Genomic DNA, 20271 nt, shown 5'->3' on the forward strand with positions numbered 1-20271 from the left:
CGGCGAGCCTCGCACTCACGCGGAGGGCGAGGTCCCTCCCGCAGACGGGCTGCTCGCGCGGCCCTTCCGCCTGCGCAGCCCTCCCCGCTTCAGCCCAGCGGCTTCCAGGCCAGCACCCGGATCCGGCAGTAATCGCCGGTCCAGGTGCCGTCGCGGAACAGCGCGGGCCGCAGGCGCTCCTCCACGCTCTGCGTGATGCGCTCCTGCGCCGCCGCGTCGGTGCCCGCGAAGAAGCTGCCGGCAAACGCATGCAGCCAGTGCCGGATGGCCTGCTCGCCTCCCGGCAGCGGCGTCGGCCGGTCAAAGCGCTCCGCATAGCGGACATCGAGCCCGGCCCTCTCCAGCACGCCCGTATATTCCCCGATAGTCGGATAATACCAGGGGTTTCGCGGCTCGGGGTCAATCCCCGCTTCGCGCACGGCCTCGTGAATCGCCCGTTCGATTCGGGCCACGTTGCCGAAGCCTCCGAATTCGGCCGCGAACCTCCCGCCCGGGCGCAGCGCCGCGGCAATCGTCCGGGCGGCTTCATCGGCCTGCGGAACCCAGTGCAGCGCGGCGTTGGAGAACACCGCGTCGAACGTCCGGCCGCTCCGGTATGTCCTCGCGTCCCCCACCTCAAAAGCAAGCTCCGGGTACTTCTGCCTCGCCTCTTCGATCATCGTCTCCGAGAAATCCACGCCCGTCACTTTCGCTCCGAGAAGGGCCATTTCTTGAGCCAAACTGCCCGTTCCGCAGCCCAGATCGAGAATCGATTCCCCCGCGGCCGGGTTTAACAGCTCCACCACTCCTTTGCCTAACTTGGATACAAAATGCATCTGCGTGTCATAATGCCCCGCGTCCCACTTACCCTGTCTTGCTTCATTCATTCCGAACGCCTCCCGTTCCCGTCTGTGCGGGTAGTACATTCAGTATGAAGAGAAAGACTTATAATGTCTAATATATAAAATCTACTCGTTTTATAGGTTTTACCTATAACAAAACCCGAAACAAGCGCATTTCTACGCTTGCGGGGCTATTTTGACAGGTCTGTTAAATAAACCGCTCCAGATAGGATAAAACGACCGACACCACAGCAAACACTAACGCTGCCCAAGTAATTTTAGAACGCATGAATCCGGTCATGCCCTTGTTCTGCTTTTCGAGTTGTTTATGCTTGTCGGGAGCCTCGATTTGGCGCGGGTCATTGTCTTTTCTTTTCATCGTAAAGGCCTGGAAACCGATGCCGCTCACGATTGCCGACACGATAAGCAGAATTAAAGCCAATAAAAATAACATATCCGAAATTGATCTAAGCACAGGCGACCATCCTTATCTTGTCCATTACGGGTTATTTCTCTATTATACTTCATTTATTCGTATACTTCATTTACTCATCGGAGCCTCTCTTCCGCTCCCGCCGTTTGCCGTCCTCCATAAGGAAGGCTGCCCGCTTCTGCGGACAGCCTGCTGCGGCCTTAAGCCGGTTTATCCTTGTCGTTATCTTTTATAAGGATACGGATAGTAGGGAGGATAGTTGTAGTAAGGCGGGTAGTACGGGTAGTAAGGCTGCGGGTAGTATGGATAATAGGGATAGTAAGGATAGTGCGGGTAACCGCCGTGGTGGCCACCGTGGTGACCGCCATGGTAACCGCCGTGATAGCCTCCTTGACCCCCATGGTAACCGCCGGGGTATCCTCCCTGACCTCCGTGATAGCCGCCAGGACCGCCGAAGCCGCCTTGTTTACGCGCTTCTTCGTCCGCCTCCGTACTGATCCATTCGCTTTGGTTCCATTCCTGCTGGAGACCGTATGTGTCCTGACCGTATGCGCCCTGACCCTGCGCTTCAAATGTCATTGGAATCCCTCACCCTCTGTATGTTGTGCCCAAAGGCATTTTGCATCTAACACATCGTATGAACAGATGCCCAGAAGGTGAGTAAAGCGCCCAAAATTGGGCGCCTGCCCAGACGAAGCCGGGGAGAACGGAACGTGCGCAGTCTTTTCGGAAAAGCGGATAGACGCGGCGGACGCTACGCTTTTTGAACACCGCCGCCGAGCATGCTCGCCTTTTTCCAATTGCCCCAGAAATAGTAGGCGACCGAAAGCAGGGAACCCAGCGTGAAGCCGATCGGGAAGCTCCACCATACGGCATCCAGACCGTAGGAACCGGCCAGATAATACGAGAGCGGGATGCGCACGCACCAAAGCGCCAGGAACGTGATCAGAAGCGGGAACATGACGGCCCCCGTCGAACGCACCACACCCGAAACTACGAAGGTAATGCCGAAAATAATAAAACTCCAAAGCGTCAGCAGGTTGATCCGCATGCCGATTTCGATGGCTTGGCCTTCGGGAAGGAAAAGGCTCAGGGCGCTGCGGTTGAACAAGTAGATCAGACAGACGAGAATGCCTGTCATCAGAACGTTGTACATTACCCCGACGCCGGTTACGCGGTGCACCCGGTCCCATCTTCCCGCGCCCACGTTCTGGGCCGCAAACGACGAGACGGCTCCGCCGATCGCCATAGCCGGCATCTGGATATAGGAGGACAACTGGATCGCGGCCCCGTAGGCCGCCGTCGCCTCCGAACCGAACCGGTTTACGAGGTTGATCATGGCCAGCGAGCTCGTCGAGACGACGATCATCTGCAGCCCCATGGGAACGCCCTTTTTCACCAGCGATCCGATAATCGCCCCGTCGAAGCGCAGCAGGTGTCTGTCTTCGCGCGTAATGCGGAGAAAATATTTTTTACGGTACAGCGACCAGAGAATCGCGACGAGGGCGACAAACTGCGAGATGCCCGTAGCCAGTGCGGAGCCCGAAATGCCGAGAGCGGGGATCGGTCCCCAGCCGAAAATAAGCAGCGGGTTCAGCGCGATATCCAGAATAATGCACAGCACGAGAAACCGGAAGGGCGTTTTGGAGTCCCCCGCGCCGCGCAGAATCGTCATAATCATGTTATAGCAGAACATAAAAGGCATGCTCATAAAAATAATTCTCAGATAAGCGTTGGCCATGTCCATCGCATCCGCGGGAGTGTGCATCCACTGCAAAATCTGCGGGGACAAAAGCACGCCCAGGATTCCCACGGCCAGCGAAAGGGCGAAGAAAAACAGGGCGCTCGCCCCCACTACCCGCTTCGCCTGGGCGGTGTCGCCCGCTCCGATGCTCTGCCCGATCATAATGGTGGATGCCATGCCTATGCCGAAGATGGAGCTGAGCATAAGGAACATGACATTATTCGCATTGGATGTAGCCGCAAAAGCGCTTTCACCCAAAAATTTTCCGACCCAGATGCTGTTTACCGTTCCGTTCAGTGACTGCAGCACATTTCCGTAAAGCACGGGCAGGGAAAAAAGGAGAAGTTTTTTTGCAATCGGACCTTGAGTCAAATCCATTTGAGCTTCGTTATTCGCCATGGCGGGGTGTTTCCTCCTGATAAAATGAGCCGCGCCTGTAAGATTCCCTCTCCGGGATCGAACCAACCGCGGCAAGCCGATATCCTTATGTTACCATAGCGTAAACCCGGTTAGCGAAGCTCCTGTGCGGACAACAGAAACCGCCTACCTCGTCAATTCACGGCGGTTAGGCGGTATTCTTCGGTTATCTTGGTTTAAGAAAAAAATTACCTGTTTAACAAACTGCCCACATACCGCAGCAGCTCATTCGCGCAAACCGGGCAGTAGCCGTGTCCGTCAATCAACTGCCGGGTCACTTCGTTGATCTTCTTCAGCTGTCTTTCGTCCGGCGTCTTGGTGGACGTCGTAATTTTGACAATGTCCTTCAGATCGGCGAACAGCTTCTTCTCGATCGCTTCGCGCAGCCGTTCATGCGTGCTGTAATCGAACCTCTTCCCTTTGCGGGAGTATGACGAAATCCGGATCTGGATTTCTTCGCGGAACGCCTTCTTCGCATTTTCGGAAATGCCGATCTGCTCCTCGATCGAACGCATGAGACGCTCGTCGGGGTCCATTTCTTCCCCGGTCAGGGGGTCTTTGATTTTGCCCCAGTTGGAGTACGCCTCGATATTGTCGAGATAGTTATCGAACAGCGTTTTGGCCGACTCGTCGAACGAGTAAACGAACGCTTTCTGCACTTCCTTCTTCGCGATATCGTCATATTCTTTGCGGGCAACCGAAATAAAGTTGAGGTACCGCTCCCGTTCGTCCCGGGTGATGGACGGATGCTGGTCCAGCCCTTCCTTCAAAGCCCGCAGCACGTCGAGCCCGTTGATGCACTGAAGATCGTGGCGGATGAGCGCGCTGGAAATGCGGTTGATGACGTAGCGGGGATCGATGCCGCTCATCCCCTCTTCCAGATACTCGTTCTGCATCTCTTTCAGATCCGCATCCTTGTAGCCTTCCACGGTTTCGCCATCGTACATCCGCATTTTTTTCACGAGATCCATACCCTGTTTCTTCGTTTCCTTAAGACGGGTCAAAATGGAGAAAATAGCGGCGGCCCGCAGCGCATGCGGCGCAATATGAACGTGCGACATATCGCTCTGCCTGATAAGCTTCGTGTAAATTTTCTCTTCGTCCGTCACTTTCAGATTATAAGGAATCGGCATGACAATCATACGCGACTGGAGGGCCTCGTTCTTTTTGTTCGCGATAAAAGCTTTATACTCCGATTCGTTCGTATGCGCCACAATCAGCTCATCCGCCGAGATAAGCGCGAAGCGGCCCGCTTTGAAATTGCCCTCCTGCGTCAGGGACAGCAGATTCCACAGAAATTTCTCGTCGCACTTCAGCATTTCCTGGAACTCCATTAATCCGCGGTTCGCCTTGTTCAGCTCCCCGTCGAAACGGTAGGCGCGCGGATCCGATTCGGAGCCGTACTCCGTGATTGTGGAAAAATCGATGCTTCCGGTCAAGTCCGCGATATCCTGGGATTTCGGATCGGACGGGCTGAACGTGCCTATCCCCACCCGGTCGTCCTCGGAGATCAGCACCCGCTCGACCAGCACGTTCTCGATGTTGCCGCCGTATTCGGTTTTCAGCCTCAACTGGCAGGACGGGCACAGGTTTCCTTCGATGCGGATACCCAGCTCGGCCTCAATTTCCGGCCTCAGTTCATTCGGAATTAGGTGAAACGGATCTTCGTGCATCGGGCAGCCTTTAATCGCATAGACGGCTCCCTTGTCTGTCTTCGAAAACTGCTCCAAACCCCTTTTCAGCAGCGTGACGATCGTCGACTTGCCTCCACTTACCGGCCCCATCAGCAGCAAAATACGTTTGCGGACATCCAGACGCCGTGCGGCGGAGTGGAAATATTCCTCCACCAGCTTTTCGACTGAGCGGTCGAGCCCAAAGATCTCCTGGTCGAAAAAGTTGTACCGGGTGTGCCCGTCGTTCTGTTCAATGCCGCGAGAAGCGATCATCTCATACACACGCGCATGGGCTGTCATCGCCAGACCCGGATTTTGCCGCACGAGCTCGAAATACTCCCGGAGCGTGCCCGACCATGCAAGCTGCTCCTTCTCGGTCCGGTGCTCCGTGATGCGTTTGAAAATATCCATGGGTACCTCCTCTCACTGCCATTGCCTCAAAAGAGCGGATAGCTCGTGATAGTGATTTTAGGGTACTACAATCCTATGCGGTCCAAGGACAATTCTTGCCACTAAATTTGTACAGGAACAAAGGAAAAACAAGCCTCACAACCGGTGGGAGATCGGTGGAAGTCTTTGCCGCCGGGACCCGTCCCGTACGTCTTTTTTCATGCTATAATCAAGAAACCGGAAAACCGTTTTAGAAGGAAGGGGGCGCAAAAAAAGAATGGCGATTCGGAGCGAAACGGAGCTTTACGGCCCGGTTAAAGCCTACTGGGAGAAGCTCGGCTACGACGTCCGTGGAGAAGTCCGGCACTGCGACCTCGTTGCCGTCCTGGAAGGCGAGCCGCCCGTCGTCGTCGAGCTCAAGCGAAGCCTCACCGTGCCCCTGCTGATCCAGGGACTCCGGCGGCAGGACGTGACGCAGCGCGTCTATATCGCGATCGAGCTTCCCGCCAAAGGACGTGTCCCCCACCGGATGACCTGGGCGGATATCCGCAAGCTGTGCGGCCGGCTCGGTCTCGGACTCATCACGGTGCAGTTCTACAAAACGCGGAAGCCCGCCGTCGAGGTGGTGTGCGAGCCGCCGGGCCCCAGCGGCGACGCCCCAGCGCGGAAGACATCCGTGCGCAAACGCGCTGCGGAGCGCGTGCTCGGCGAGTTCCGCGAGCGCAGCGCCGACTACAACGTGGGCGGCAGCCGGGGGCTTAAGCTCGTCACGGCTTACCGCGAGAAGGCGCTGCACTGCGCCCTGCTCCTCCGCGAGCAGGGACCGCTCTCTCCCCGCAGCCTGCGCGAGCTTACGGGCAACGCCAAGACGGCGGCCCTGCTCCAGCGCAACGTGTACGGCTGGTTCACGCGCGTCAGGCGGGGACTGTACGGGCTGACGCGCCCGGGCGAAGAAGCGCTGGACACGTTCGCCCATGTGGTCGCCCGCTTCGCGCCTCGCGAGGCGGGCGTCGGCGGCCTTGCCGGGCCGGAGGCGAAAGCGGCCCCGGAAGCCGGACTGCCTGAGCCGGGCGAGCCCCCGCATGCGCAGCCGGAGGAGGCAGCTGAATTGGCTGCCACGGCTGAGCTTGAGAGCGTGCCGCGACCTGCGGACGTGCGTGACGTACAGGACGTATCGGTTCAGTTAGGCGTAATCGATCAGGAGGACAAACCGGACCTATCCGGTTTGCAGAACGTGCCTAAGCGAAGAAAGAAACCGACGAAAGCAAAGAAAGGAGGCTCGACGTGAGCCTCCTTTCTTAATTTAGCTAGGAGAGTTTTGAGGATGGTAACCGGCCCTCCCTGATATGCTTAGGCTGAGACAGAGTCAGGGCTATAAATCCTCGAAAGATATTTATGCAAATCAGTGAAGGAAAGACAACATGAAGACTCCGTGAGATCCTAATTTATTGGACTTGGAAGAGACCCGCCTAATGGTTTAGTAAGAACAATTTATCGCTTTTTCATTTTTCCGTTTATCATTAATATTCCATAGATCCACTAGGATTATGTAAATACATACTACTTTTTATTTACTTTTTTGATTAAAAATATAGCTACAATTACTAGGAGGATAATGATCGTTAGAAATATAATTCCTACTGGCGTTATCAAATACATCATAAGTAACACCTTCTTCCCAATTTTCATTAGACATTTATATATTACCATAGGAACCATATTCTTTCTACTCAATTACTTAAACGTTTATTTATTCCCATTATAAAATATATATACTAATATATGGGAATGATGTATAATAAAAACGAAACAAAATATATCCTTTGGAGGAATTATTATGAAGAAAATTTGTTATTTATCTTTAGCCTTTGTTCTTGCTCTGTCTATTATGGTCACTGGTTCTGCCTTTGCTGAAGAATCAATTAATAACAAAGAAAAGGTTAAGGGCCTGGAAGTAATACAAAGTTCTGAAAACACATTTCATAAAAATGGTGTTGAGGTTACAGTCACAAGAAAAGAATTGAAAGGAGGAAAAAATGAATTAGAAAAATTAATAGAAGAAGCAAAAAAAGAGGGGCAATTTATAGTTTCGAGTGACGAAATGCAAGGCACTTCTTTAATAACACCAATGGCAATAGGAAGTAGCGTAAAATATGGAGGAAACAACTGTGAAAACAACAGCTATATCGGAGCTTGTGCATATGGAAATGCAACACTTAGCGTTAATTGGGCAGGATTTGCAGGTTTTCAATCAACGGGTACAGTGATTCAACAAATCGTGGGGAAAAATGGTTATAATATTACAGAAGCAGCAGGACAACCAAGGGTAAAGGCAGTAGCATATGGTCTCGTAGGTGGCAATACTATTGTTTATAATACATACAATTATAAAGCAACAGATTGGGGTTCCCTTACTACATTCAATTTTAATGAATCAGAACCCGGCATCATTGTTAGCGTTGGAATTAATTTAGGCGCAGATTTTAAATATAAACTTAATGGCAATTGGAACAATACCACTGTTTGGTGTAATTTAACCCAACAATAAAATGTTTTAGCTAAAACCAGTAGCGCACGCTGCTGGTTTTTTTCTATTATCTCGCCCCGACTTTCCACTAAAAAATTAAGGCCAGGGAGTAAAAAAACCTGCATAAAAAAAGGCCTCTCGCCGAGAAGCCTTTCACCCCTTTACATTCATTCCATAGATAGCGACAAACCATAAGCCTACATAAACGACTATACCGGCAATAACCAGTATCAGTAAAATATTCAGCAGCCGGATCGTCAGGCTCCACGGATTTTTCTCCGGCGTCGGGTTCTCGTTCGGGCGTTCTGTCAAAACATTCACCTCATTTATTCAGGAAATAATTACAATATAGAAATATCATACATCCTTTCCAGATATTTATCACGTTCGAATTTAAAACTTCCTTGGACGAACGTCTATGTGTATATAGGCCGCTGCATCTTTTCCTATAAACAGCGCACAGCGCACACAGCTCTCCCGCGGCAAAAAAAGAGCCTTCCCCCGTGTACACGTGGAAAAGGCCCTTTTCGTTTTAACGCTTAAGCGAAGCGATCAGTTGACCGGTGGACACGACCTTGGTGTAATCGGCCGGTGTTCCCGTATGGGTGTAGCCGTCCGGCCAGAATGTGGTTGAAGACGGCGGTGTCGAGTTCGCAGAGGACATTATCGTCCAGGCACCCGCGCTGCTCCGGAAGCTGATGCCGCTGCATACGACCTGATTGTGAAGCGTATTCCAATTCGGCAGGGGATTCGGAATCGTCGTAAACGACCGGTCGCAGGCCGCGACTACCAGCCGCGCACTCGTAAGCGAACCGAAAGAGCCCGTCGCGCCGGCAAAAGTTTTCACCACGGTGCCGTTTACTTTGAAGTCCAGCTTGTTCGAACTGTTGACGGACAGCTCGATGGGCACGGTGCTTCCGGCCGCAAGATTGAAGGCCCCGCCGTCATTGGCGGCTCCCGTGTTCCAGAACCAGTGCCATTTGCCGTTCTGCGCTTCCGTATAGTTCGTGGACAGGCCGCACTCGTAATTCGTATTGGACCCGTAAACGCCCAAATAAAAGTTAATAAAACCGCCGGTCGTTCCGACCGATGCGCCGGAAGGCAGCTGAATATTCGTTTTCAGACCGTAAACCGCATCGCTCTTGGTCCACCGTAAAATTTTCGCATACTCCGCCATAGATTTGTTCCTCCTCGGGTTCATTCAAAGGTAGGAGCTGATCCCCGCGTTTCCCGCAGGACGGCCTGAGCCTTGAAAAAAGGCACGGCCTTGCTCCTTCACTTAATAAGGCGAACAGAGCCCGGCTTTTACAACCTTCTTTTGAAACTTTTTTATCGAAAAAAGGAATCGGCAGGATCGTCACGTACGTCACGTCACCTCGCCTCACGCCACGTCGAACTCTCACGTAATCTTAGCCTTCCACGCCGCCGGGCACTAAAAAAAGACGGAGGGACCGGCCTCCTGTCTGACAGGTGCCGTCCTCCGCCTTTGTCGTGCGGTCAGTTGTTCTTCTTGCGGATCGCTTTGTTCATCCAGATGGCCGCCATGGCGCCTTCGCCCATCGCGACGGTAAGCTGTTCCGCATGTACGCCGATATCTCCGGCCACGTAAACGCCGGGGATGTTCGTTTCCTTGCTGCGCGGGTCGGCCAGCAGATGGCCGTTCTCCATCCGTTCCACGCCAAGCTGCGCGGCGAGACCGGAATGGACGGCATTGCCGCCGAAGCCGAGAAATCCTCTCTCGGCGGACAGCGTCTCGCCGCCGGGCAGCTTCACGCCGCCGATCCTGCCTCCATCCTCCAGGATGGAGGCAATCGGTCCGGCGACGGTGCCGATACCGGCGCGCTCCAGCTTCTCCTGCAGATCCGCGTTAACGGGGCTCCGTTCGTGATTCACGAACGTGAGCCGGTCCGTCCGCGGACGCAGGGTCAAAGCCATGCCGGCGCCGGGATTGCCCGCGCCCAGCACGAGCGTGCGGCGGCCCGCCACCTCGTGGCCGTCGCAGTCCGGACATACGTACACCGTATGTCCGAGGCATTCCCGCAGCCCCGGCAGCTCCGGGAAGCGGTCCATCACACCGGTAGCCAGCAGCAGCGTGGCACCGGTGTATTCGGTGTCCGGCTCGGCCCCGGACACGCCGGGCAGCCCCCGTCCGCCGGGATCGTGCGCCGCCAGCGGATGCCCACCGCCCCGCTCGTCCGGCCGCAGCCTCCGCACGCCGACGCGGAAACCGGACTCCAGCGAGCCTGCCAGCCGGACGGCCAGTCCTTCGGCGAACTCGGCACCGACCGACTCGGCCTGGCCCCGTCCCGTGCGGCGCAGCTCTTCGCCGGATATCCCGTCCGGGTAACCGAGCACGTTGTGGTAGTTGGCGCACAGGGTAGAACGGCCGTAACCCGCGTCAATAACCAGGACGCGATGGCCGTAGCGTCCAAGCTGGATGGCCGCCTGCAGCCCCGCAATGCCTCCGCCGACAATAATCGAATCGTATGTCATAAGTCACCTTCTTTACTAGTAGAAAGACAAGTTAAACGACGTTAAACCTCCTCTTTACTATACCCTTCGCTTACGAAATGTAATCGGTTCGATTACACTCTCAGCCGGATCAGGCGGCCTTTTTCCGGCGCCACACCGCATGCTTGGGAGCTGCGAGCGGTGTGGTACGTCTGTTTTTTTTCAAACCGTCAGCGAAGCAAAGTAAGCAGTGTCTCTACCGTGTTCTCGGCGAACTGCCTGTCAGGACGGGATTTCAGCATGACGGTAAGCCCGATCAGCGACACAAGCAGGACCTGGGCCGCACCCCTTGCCTGAAGAGCAGAATCCAGCTCGCCGGAGCGTATCCCCCGTTCGATCGTTTCCTGGAAAATAACCGAAAGGTACAGCTGATGCTCCCTTGTCAGAATCTCGAATTTCTCGTCGTGGGGCGCCAGCTCCACCATTGTGTTAATGCTGAAACATCCCCGGTTCAGGCTTCCCTCGTATTCATCCGCTACAATTCCTTCGAACAAAGCGCGGAAGGCGTCTTTTACGGAAGCGCGACTGTGCAGTTTGGCCCGGACGCGGGCGGCGTGAACCTGTGTATATTTGCGCAGAGCGGCCTCGAACAACTCCTTTTTGCTGCCGAAAGCGGCATACATGCTCGGCCGTTGTATACCCATTCTTGCCGTTAATTCGGTTAACGAAGCGGCCTCGTATCCTTTTTCCCAAAAAAGCTGCATCGCCGCTTCCAAGGCCGTCTCCTCATCGAATTCTCTCTGCCGGACCATTTGAACACCCCCTTTAATATATCGTTCGGTATATTATCATTTTAGTTTTCATGCTGTTTCTTGTCAATAAATCATAGGTCACTTTTACTCCTATCTCTAGCATTACTGAATAAAAGCATCCTTTTCCTGCTGTTTCTAATTTCTGCTGTATCCGTAATTGTCCTTGACAGATACATCGTTTACTGGTAATTTAACAATCATTATGTACCAATTGGTATTTTATGATTTCTAATTCTCTAAAAGGAGAGGAATGAACTATGGTTACCCCCTGCAAAATCAGTAACCCGGCCGGTCAAGAGGCTGGAGCATCCGGTCCGAAAGACGCGTCAGCCACACCGGTCGGAGAAGCTTCCATCCCGATCCAGACAGAGACGGAGGCTCCCGCTCAGGATCAGATATCGGCGCCGGTTTCGGAACCGTCACCGGGAGCAGCCTTGCCCTCAGCTTTGGTACCCGCACCGGCATCGCCACGGGCCTTGTCCGCGGATTCGGAATCCCATCCGGCTTCGTCATCAGCCTCATTCCCCGCCCAGACTTCGGCACCGTCTTCTCTGTCCGCATCGAAGGCGCTGCTTTTTTCGGCCGCATGCGGACTCGCCGTGGCCAACATTTACTACGCGCAGCCTCTGCTCGACGCTCTGGCGGCGGAATTCGGTGTAGCTCCCGCCGCTGTCGGCCTTGTCGTTACCGTAACGCAGATTTGTTACGCTCTGGGCCTGCTGCTGCTCGTCCCCCTCGGCGATCTGCTTAACCGGCGGCGGCTGATTGCCGTTCAAATGCTGCTGGCTGCCGGGGCTCTCCTGATTGTCGGCACCGCTCCTTCCGCTCCGGTACTTCTGGCCGGAATGGCCGCAGTCGGACTGCTCGCCGTCGTGACTCAAGTGCTTGTCGCTTACGCCTCCACCCTCGCTTCCCCCGCTGAACGGGGACGTCTCGTAGGAGTCGTGCAGAGCGGCATCGTAATCGGTATCCTTCTCGCTCGGACCTTCGCCGGCACCCTGACGGACCTGGCCGGCTGGAGGTCGGTTTATCTCACCTCGGCGCTGCTGATGTTCGTTACGGGAGCCGCCCTGTACCGGGTATTGCCGGATGTCCTATACAAGAAGACGGCGCTCTCTTATCCGCAGCTGCTCCGGTCGGTTTTCACTTTGTTTGCGGAAGAGCGCCTGCTGCGGATACGCGCTGTACTGGCTTTCCTGATCTTTACCGTATTCAGCACCCTGTGGACCGCACTTGTCCTTCCTCTCAGCGCGCCTCCGCTGTCGCTTTCCCATACGGCCGTCGGGGCGTTCGGCCTTGCCGGAGCAGCCGGAGCTTTAGCCGCCGCCAAAGCGGGCAGGCTGGCCGACCGGGGCCTGGGACAACGCACCACCGGCATGGCGCTTGTTCTGCTGCTGGCGTCCTGGGGCTTCATCGGCTTCACGCCCCATTCACTTGCGGCCGCGGTCGTTGGCGTGATTCTGCTGGACCTTGCCGTACAGGCCGTCCATGTGACGAACCAGAGCCTGATCTTCACCGTACGTCCAGAAGCACGCAGCCGGTTGACTGCCGGATACATGATCTTCTACTCGCTCGGCAGCGCCACCGGAGCGATTGCTTCGACAGGCTTGTACGCCGCCGCCGGCTGGAACGGAGTGTGCCTTTTCGGGGCTGCCGTCAGCGGGCTGGCCCTTCTCTTCTGGGCCGTTACACGAGGGCATGGTCCCGAATAACCAAAAGCGGTACCCTTACGGATAAGGGACCGCTTTTCCTCCGTTTACTGGTTTTCCTTCACTCTCCTCTTCGTTTCCCCTTCGTTCTTCATTCACTCTCCTCTTTGTCTCCCTTCATTCACCCATCAATTCCGCCTCATTCTTCCTTCGTTTTCCCTTCATTTCCTCTTGGCTATGTCTCCCCGCCTGTCCTCCCGCTCATTCACTTATCCCCGTTCTCCCAACTCGCCCACTACAATTCTGTGCATTTCACTACGTTTAATTCGCTTATGGGAGCCACTCCCCGCCATACATCCGCGAGCTTTACCACACACAAAAAAACGCCTGCGATTCACATCGCAAGCGTCTCCTCTGCTTTTTCCTTACTGCGCGGTTTTCCCTTTAAGGTTATCCCACGTTTTCTGGAAGTCGTCGAACATCTGATCCTTCGTTTTCTTGCCGGCCACATAAGCCTGCATGGTAGCTCCGAATTCCTGCATGGCGCCTTCCGGATACTTGGAGGAGTTCCAGCCCAGAACTTTGTTCTCCTTGCTGTACGTCATAATATCCGCGGCCAGGTCGCCGAGATCTTCGGCTTTGGCTTCGATGTTCGTGAAGGCCGGAATGAATTTGAAGTCTTGGGTGATAAAAGTTTTGCCGGCATCGGAGGATACGAGCCAGTTCAAAAATTCCTTGGCTTCGGCTTTGACTTTGGAGTTCTTGTTGATGACCCAGTTGTTCGGAACGCCCACATAAAGCTTGTCCGTTTGGGCCGCGTCGTCGCCGATCGGCATCGGAAGAATGCCGATGCTCAGGTCTTTGTTGATGCCGTCGATCTGGACTTGCGTCCAGTTGCCCTGCTGCATCATAGCGGCCTGGCCATTCGCGAACAGCGTGACCTGCGTGTTGTAGTCGGTCGTCAGCGGATTTTTATTGCTGTATTTCAGGGTCAGATCCACCATCTTGGTCCACTGCTCGAAGACCGGGTTGCCCTTGAATTTCTCGGTTCCGGCGTTCAGACCGGCAATAAATTTGTTGGAATCCGGCTGGTTGGCGAACGCGACGTTAAGCGTATGGTTGCCCAGCACCCACCATTCCTGGTAGCCGTTCGCGAAAGGCGTGATGCCCGCCGCCTGAAGTTTCTTCGAGGCTTCGTCCAGCTGGGAGAGCGTTTTCGGAAGCTCGGTGATGCCGGCTTTTTTGAACAGGTCCTTGTTGTATATAAAGCCGTAGCCTTCCAGTCCCATTGGCTGACCGTAGATTTTACCGTCCTTGGTCATCGGTTCTTTCGCAACCGGAACAAGATCTTTTACCCAAGGCTGGTCGGAGAGATCTTCGAGATGCTCCATCCACGTGTTCATTTCCTGGAAGCCGCCGTTATTGAAAATGTCCGGCGTATCGCCACCCGCAAACTTCGCTTTGAGCGCCGCACCGTAATCCGCGCCTCCGCCTACGGTCTGGATGTCCAGCTTCACGCCGGGATGCGTTTTTTCGTATTCCGCTTTGACTTTGTTCAACGCTTCCGCGATTTCGACTTTAAATTGAAAGATTTTAATCGTTTTCGTTCCGCCCTCGGCCGCATTGCCGCCTTCCGCGATTTTACCGGAATCGCCGCTTCCGCAGCCTGCGAGCACGGTGGACATCGCGAATACGGAAACGAGTGCGAGTGTAGAAAGCTTTTTCATAGTGAAACCTCCCTTTATGGTCTTACGTCTTTCTGGGTGACCTCTTCATTATATAGACCGGATAGAGCCGTTAACACGGAGGCTGTTGATCTGTTGAGTGGAACAAATTGACCTCACATGCTTTGTCCGATCCTCACTCAGCCTTTAACCGATCCGGCCGTAATTCCTTCGATAATATAGCGCTGCATGGCCAGGAAGAAAATGATGATCGGCGTAATGCCGAGCACGAGCGCCGGCAGAGCCAGATCCCACTGCTTCATATACTGGCCGAAGAACGAGAACGTGGCCAGCGGAATGGTCCGCAGGGATTGATCTTGCAGAACGAGCGACGGCAGCAGATAGTCGTTCCACGTCCAGAGAGCATTGAGAATGATGACGGTTACGAACATCGGCTTAAGCAGCGGCAGCACGATGCGCCAGAACACGCCGTAAGGAGACGTTCCGTCCACGACAGCCGACTCCTCGATCTCCAAAGGAATCGATTTCACGAATCCGTGGAAGAGGAAGATGGCCATCGGCGCCCCGAATCCCAGGTAGCAGATGATCAGGCCCCACAGGCTGTCCATCAGGCCTACGCCGGAGAGGACCTTCACGAGCGGAATCATGATCGACTGGAATGGGATGACCATCGCGGCCACGAACATGCCGAACAGGATTTGGTTGATGCGGCTTTTATACCGCACCAGCCGGTAAGCCGCCATGGCGCTGATGAGCGCGATGCCGATGTTGCTGATCACGGTCACGATCAGAGAGTTCCAGAAGACGGTCGGGAATTTGGTGATGCTCCAGGCCCGCTTGTAATTCTCGAAGTGAAACGATTCCGGCCAGCTGGCGGCATTGGAAAGCAGGTCGCCGAAGCTTTTCACGGAGTTCACGAGAAGGAAGTAAAACGGGACAAGGAATAGAAGAGCGAGGACAAACGTTACGATTTCGGCGGCAAACACACGCCCGGAGTAACGGTTCTGTGCTTCCATTTACGCTTCGACCTCCTTGCTTTTCGTGAAACGGACCTGCAGCCAGGTAATGACCGCGACGACGATGAAGAACACCAGCGCCTTGGCTGTTCCGAGACCGTACCGGTTGTTCTGGAACGCTTCGCTGTAAATATTCATCGCAACGGATTCGGTCGAGCGGAAAGGTCCGCCTTTCGTCAGCGACAAGTTAAGATCGAACATTTTGAACGTCCACGAGATGGCGAGGAACAGGCAGACGGTAACGGCCGACATGATAAGCGGAATCATAATGGAACGCAGGACTTGTCCCTGCGTAGCTCCGTCGATCTGCGCCGCTTCGATGACGTCTCTGGGCACGTTGCTGAAAGCCGCGATGTAAATGACCATCAGATACCCGGCTGTCTGCCAGACGAACACGATGACAATGCCCCAGAAGGCAGTGGTGGCATCCCCGAGCCACGGAAGGTTGAAGAAGCCGATTCCCGTCATTTCGCCGATAGCGGAGAATCCTTTTACAAAAATAAATTGCCAGATAAAACCGAGAAGAAGCCCGCCGATTACGTTCGGCATAAAGAAAATCGTTCTCAGGAAATTCCGGGTCTTCAGCGGTCTCGTCAGCAGATACGCCAGAACGAATCCGACCAGGTTGGACAGCACGACGCCCACGATCGTAAACCGGACGGTAAACCAGAACGCACTCCAGAAATCTTGATCCCCGGTAAAGATTCTTTTAAAATTATCAAAGCCTACCCAACTGACTTCGCCGGACACCCCGTTCCAGTTCGTGAACGAGTAGTACATGCCGAGCAGGAAAGGGATGATAAGGATCAGGGTAAAGAACAGGACCGCAGGTCCGAGAAAAAATAATTGCTGACCCCATTGCGATGAACGCTTATGCATCTGTCTTCCTCCTTTTTCTACGGAAGGTTGTGTATTTAGTATAGGGCGCTCCACCCGCTCCCCACTACCGCACGAGGTGAACCGTTAGGTGGAATATATTGATCTGAGGAGTCTGCCCGATGAACAAAAGCAGCATTCGTACACGCCTCATCCTGCTCATGCTGGTCGCAACCGTCATTCCGATCGTGATCTCCATGATCGTCACGTACTTCTACACCACCCGTTCGGTCGGAACCAAGCTGATTCAGGAGAACGCGAATCTGATTTACCAGGGCAAAACGAATGTACAGGCGTACATGGACACGCTGAACCGCAACTCGCTTTCCCTCTATAACGATCCGAACATTCTTCTGATGCTCCGGCGGAATGTGCATGATTATACGAACGAGGCCCAGACCTATACCCTGCTGCAAAATCTGACTCACTCCGTGGACGGCATTTACCAGATCTATTTCTATATGGCAAAAACCCGCAGATCTACGCTGCTCATCGGGGACATCCCGAAGCGCGGCTACGATACGGATAATTTCAGCGAGCCTTATACGACCGGCAACCTCTCTTCCGTCGTGGAGCCTACGCACATGAGTTCCATATACGGCCTGGGGCAAAGTCCACCTTATTATGACCCCCGCCCCGTCATAACATTACACCGGGCCATCTACAACGTCCCGACGACGGAATGGCTGGGAACTTTGTCCATCGATATCAAACTGGAGGCGATTCAGGACATTGCCGACCAGCTTTTCAACAAGCGGCATGAACGTCTATACCTGCTCGACCAGTCGGGCGTGGTCGTTTATTCCGGAGACAACGACCTGATCGGCAAGCCCCTTGCCAGTGCCTGGACGGGCCCGGTTCTGGATTCGCAGGAAACGCGCGGCCAGCTGGAAATGAACAAGTCGGTTTATTTGTACGAAAAAATGGACACCCCTTACATGAAGTGGACGCTCGTGAAGGAAATCCCGCACAGCTATTTGTATGAAGGGGCGCGGAGCCTGACCCAGATCAATATCATCATCGCGGCGGTTTCCCTGCTGCTTGTCATTGCGGCCACTTTGTTCGTGACGATCCGCATTACCGCTCCGATCAAAAAACTGATCGGAACGATCAACCAGATCCAGGCCGGTAATCTGACGGCCCGCGTAGACGGCGAAGGCCAAGACGAAATCGGCATCCTGGTCCGCCGGTTCCGCACGATGATGGAGACGATCAACAACCTGATTCTGCGGGAGTATAGGCTGAACATCGCCAATAAAACGAACCAGTTGAAGGCGCTGCAGGCCCAGATCAACCCGCATTTCATGAACAACGCGCTGCAGTCCATCGGTACGCTGGCTCTCCAGCATAACGTTCCGCGCATCTACGCGCTGATCAACTCGCTGGCGAAAATGATGCGCTACAGCATGAACACGAACCAGGAAGCCGTCCCTCTCTCCATGGAAATCGGCCATGTGAAAGCGTATCTGGAGCTCCAGAAGGAGCGGTTCGAGGGCAAATTCAACACGGACTTCGAGCTGGACGAAGCCGTCCTCGGGATAGAGGTTCCGAAGATGATCATTCAACCGCTGGTCGAAAATTATTTCAAGCACGGCTTCGATCCGAAGCTCGGACCCGGCCAACTGACAGTGCGGGCCCGGCTTGAACCCGGCGGTGGGACGAGACCCGACGGGGTCCCTCCCGAACCGGACGGAGAAGCGGGGCCAGAAGGGATCGGCGCAGAGAGCGGACCCGCAGCCGGCGCCGCTCTGAGAAACGCGCCGGAATCCCGGACGGACGAAGATTCCGCGGCAATGGCGGCTCAGGTTTCGGCCGCTCCCGGCGGCGGAACCTTCGCTCAGCCCGTCCTCTTCGTGGAAGTCGAGGACAACGGACGCGGCATCCCGGAGGACAAGCTCACGGAACTGCAAGCCGGACTTGCCGTTATGCGCGAGGAGACCGGGATGGACGAAGAAGGCGGAATCGGGATCGGCAGCGTGAGGACGAGACTGCGCCTTTACTTCGATCCGCGAGCTTCGCTGACACTTGAAAATACGGACCCGCACGGCGTCCGGATTACGATGCGCATTCCGCTCGGGGAGGATACAACAACATGATCGCATTACTCGTAGACGATGAGAAACACGTCCGCAATGCCCTGCGGATGCTAATCAAATGGGAAGAACACGGCATCACAGAGGTATTCGAGGCGGAAAACGGAGAAGAAGCCATCGAAGTGATCGGGCGCGAGAAGCCCCGGATCATCATCACGGATATGATGATGCCGGTAAGGGGCGGCGTGGAGCTGCTCCAATGGCTGCAGGCCAACGAGCCCTCCGCCAAATCGATCGTAATCAGCGGCCACGATGATTTCGCCCTCGTCCGCCATACGATCCAATACGGCGGAACCGACTATATCCTGAAGCCGATCGATCCGGATCAGGTCAACGAGGCGCTGGCCAAGGCGGTGGCCAGCTGGAAGAAAGAAGAGCATGAACGGTCCCGGAGCGTGGAGCGGAACATCGAGATGAACCGTATCAAGCCGGTCTACTGGGACCGGCAGTTGTCCGGGCTGCTCGACGAGCCCGCCCAGAATCCGGGCGCCGTCCGGGATCTCCAGGCCGAATGGGGGCTTTCGGCGGGAACGGACATGTGCCGCATCGCCATCCTCAGCATGGTCACGATGGAGACGAAGCTGAAGAACAAATTCGGCCGCAACACGGACCTGCTCTTCTTCTCGCTGATCAACATCTGCAACGAGTTTCTGCACTGCCGCAGCCGCGGAGCCGCCTTCCGCTACTGGAGCTCCAACGAGATCGTGCTCCTGGTCTGGGGCGAGCCGGACAAAGTCCCCACCCTGCTCGGGGATATCAACGAAGGCATCCGGACCGCCCTGCACAGCCGGCTCGACTTCGGGCTAAGCGGGCTGCACGCCTTCCCGGACGGCCTCCCGGCGGCTTACCGCGAAGCCCGCGACGCGCTGCGCCAGCGCAATCTGCTCAGCCGCGCCGGCTGGATTCACGAGGCTGTCCGGCCCGAAGGGATTCAGCCCAGGCGGCTGCGGTTCAGCGACTTCGAGGATGTGATCCGGACGGCGATCCGCAGCGGCAGCGCCGAAGAGATCACCTCCGCCGTGCAGGCGTGGTTCGACGGCGTGCGCAGCCTGAGCGCCATTACACTCGAGCAGATCGAGCAGTGGCGCCGCGAGGCGGACACCATGCGGGGCCGGTGGATCGAGGACTTCTTCCCGGACGGTCCCGAAGAGCTGCTCGCGGAGGTGCGCTCGGAGGCCGGGAACGGGCAGACCATCGTCCCGCTGAACGAGCAGGGCACGCTCTCGCTTGCCGACTGGCAGCAGGAGCTGACGCATTCGTTCGTCCAGCTTTCGAAGCATCTGCTGAAAAGGCAGCATCGCGAGAAGAACGTCATCTACGACATTGCGAAATACTTGCAGACGCATTATCATGAGGAAATTTCGCTGCAGGATATCGCCGGCCGTTTCTTCCTCTCCCGCGAATATATATCGCGCAAATTCAAGCAGGAGTTCGGGACGAATCTTTCCGACTATCTGGGCGCTATCCGTATCGACAAAGCGAAGCTGCTCATGATGAATCCCAACCTGCGGATTTCCCAGGTCAGTGAAATGGCCGGCTACAGCGACGAGAAATATTTCAGCAAAGTGTTCAAAAAAGTGACCGGCTGCTCCCCGAATGAATACCGGAAAGCCAATCAGCCGATGATGTAAAGGCTTGTTCACATTTTTGTCATTTTCTTTTGAATGACGATTGGGTATAATTA

General features: G+C 55.1%; 17 protein-coding genes. 5 read left to right on the plus strand and 12 right to left on the minus strand.

Annotated features, from left to right (window positions below; genetic code table 11):
* Nucleotides 1-89: 89 nt before the first annotated feature.
* The 5 genes from AC58P5_RS12970 to AC58P5_RS12990 form a co-directional block, all read right to left on the minus strand.
* Nucleotides 90-866 carry a class I SAM-dependent methyltransferase gene (locus tag AC58P5_RS12970; RefSeq protein WP_497387033.1) on the minus strand — a complete coding sequence of 259 codons (777 nt, stop codon included), beginning with the start codon at nt 864-866 and terminating at the stop codon, nt 90-92.
* A gap of 163 nt (nt 867-1029) precedes the next feature.
* A complete protein-coding gene (locus AC58P5_RS12975) occupies nt 1030-1296 on the minus strand; it encodes a hypothetical protein (RefSeq protein ID WP_497387035.1) in 267 nt (88 codons plus the stop codon).
* 180 nt (nt 1297-1476) lie between these two features.
* Nucleotides 1477-1833 carry a hypothetical protein gene (locus AC58P5_RS12980; protein WP_497387037.1) on the minus strand — a complete coding sequence of 119 codons (357 nt, stop codon included), beginning with the start codon at nt 1831-1833 and terminating at the stop codon, nt 1477-1479.
* Between the two features lie 175 nt (nt 1834-2008).
* Nucleotides 2009-3397, minus strand: coding sequence for an MATE family efflux transporter (locus AC58P5_RS12985; RefSeq protein WP_497387039.1), 1389 nt, complete (start codon nt 3395-3397; stop codon nt 2009-2011).
* Nucleotides 3398-3603: 206 nt separating this feature from the next.
* On the minus strand, nt 3604-5499 hold the full coding sequence (locus tag AC58P5_RS12990; RefSeq protein WP_497387041.1) for a PrkA family serine protein kinase: 1896 nt from the start codon (nt 5497-5499) through the stop codon (nt 3604-3606).
* A 256-nt stretch (nt 5500-5755) separates the two neighbouring features.
* Here AC58P5_RS12990 and AC58P5_RS12995 point away from each other — a divergent pair, with 256 nt between their 5' ends.
* Together AC58P5_RS12995 and AC58P5_RS13000 are read left to right on the plus strand one after the other, a co-directional pair.
* On the plus strand, nt 5756-6766 hold the full coding sequence (locus AC58P5_RS12995; protein WP_497387043.1) for a DUF2161 family putative PD-(D/E)XK-type phosphodiesterase: 1011 nt from the start codon (nt 5756-5758) through the stop codon (nt 6764-6766).
* A gap of 549 nt (nt 6767-7315) precedes the next feature.
* Nucleotides 7316-8026 carry a hypothetical protein gene (locus tag AC58P5_RS13000; RefSeq protein ID WP_497387045.1) on the plus strand — a complete coding sequence of 237 codons (711 nt, stop codon included), beginning with the start codon at nt 7316-7318 and terminating at the stop codon, nt 8024-8026.
* 132 nt (nt 8027-8158) lie between these two features.
* On the opposite strand, the gene AC58P5_RS13005 is transcribed toward AC58P5_RS13000, so the two are convergent.
* From AC58P5_RS13005 to AC58P5_RS13020, 4 genes are all read right to left on the minus strand, one after another.
* Entirely contained in the window at nt 8159-8317 is a 159-nt protein-coding gene (locus AC58P5_RS13005) for a hypothetical protein (protein WP_497387047.1), read from the minus strand.
* A gap of 220 nt (nt 8318-8537) precedes the next feature.
* Nucleotides 8538-9182, minus strand: coding sequence for a hypothetical protein (locus tag AC58P5_RS13010; RefSeq protein WP_497387049.1), 645 nt, complete (start codon nt 9180-9182; stop codon nt 8538-8540).
* Between the two features lie 320 nt (nt 9183-9502).
* Nucleotides 9503-10498 carry an NAD(P)/FAD-dependent oxidoreductase gene (locus AC58P5_RS13015; protein WP_497387051.1) on the minus strand — a complete coding sequence of 332 codons (996 nt, stop codon included), beginning with the start codon at nt 10496-10498 and terminating at the stop codon, nt 9503-9505.
* 188 nt (nt 10499-10686) lie between these two features.
* Nucleotides 10687-11268 (minus strand): TetR/AcrR family transcriptional regulator, encoded by a 582-nt coding sequence (locus AC58P5_RS13020; protein ID WP_497387053.1) that lies wholly within the window; start codon nt 11266-11268, stop codon nt 10687-10689.
* A 257-nt stretch (nt 11269-11525) separates the two neighbouring features.
* Here AC58P5_RS13020 and AC58P5_RS13025 point away from each other — a divergent pair, with 257 nt between their 5' ends.
* Complete coding sequence (locus AC58P5_RS13025) at nt 11526-12980, plus strand: MFS transporter (protein WP_497387055.1); 1455 nt, start codon at nt 11526-11528, stop codon at nt 12978-12980.
* Between the two features lie 362 nt (nt 12981-13342).
* Here the strand turns inward: AC58P5_RS13025 and AC58P5_RS13030 are convergent, their stop codons facing one another.
* The 3 genes from AC58P5_RS13030 to AC58P5_RS13040 all read right to left on the minus strand — a co-directional run bounded on the left by AC58P5_RS13030 (nt 13343) and on the right by AC58P5_RS13040 (nt 16497).
* Complete coding sequence (locus AC58P5_RS13030; protein ID WP_497387057.1) at nt 13343-14644, minus strand: ABC transporter substrate-binding protein; 1302 nt, start codon at nt 14642-14644, stop codon at nt 13343-13345.
* A gap of 137 nt (nt 14645-14781) precedes the next feature.
* The gene (locus AC58P5_RS13035; protein WP_497387059.1) at nt 14782-15618 is read right to left on the minus strand and encodes a carbohydrate ABC transporter permease; all 837 of its coding nucleotides are present in this window, start codon (nt 15616-15618) and stop codon (nt 14782-14784) included.
* Nucleotides 15619-16497 carry a carbohydrate ABC transporter permease gene (locus AC58P5_RS13040; protein ID WP_497387061.1) on the minus strand — a complete coding sequence of 293 codons (879 nt, stop codon included), beginning with the start codon at nt 16495-16497 and terminating at the stop codon, nt 15619-15621.
* Between the two features lie 119 nt (nt 16498-16616).
* Here AC58P5_RS13040 and AC58P5_RS13045 point away from each other — a divergent pair, with 119 nt between their 5' ends.
* Nucleotides 16617-18590, plus strand: a complete 1974-nt coding sequence (locus AC58P5_RS13045; RefSeq protein WP_497387063.1) for a cache domain-containing sensor histidine kinase — start codon at nt 16617-16619, stop codon at nt 18588-18590.
* Entirely contained in the window at nt 18587-20218 is a 1632-nt protein-coding gene (locus AC58P5_RS13050) for a response regulator (RefSeq protein ID WP_497387065.1), read from the plus strand. Before AC58P5_RS13045 ends, AC58P5_RS13050 begins: the two co-directional genes overlap by 4 nt.
* Nucleotides 20219-20271 lie beyond the last annotated feature (53 nt).

The sequence above is a fragment of the Paenibacillus sp. JT31N7 genome, from assembly GCF_059692095.1.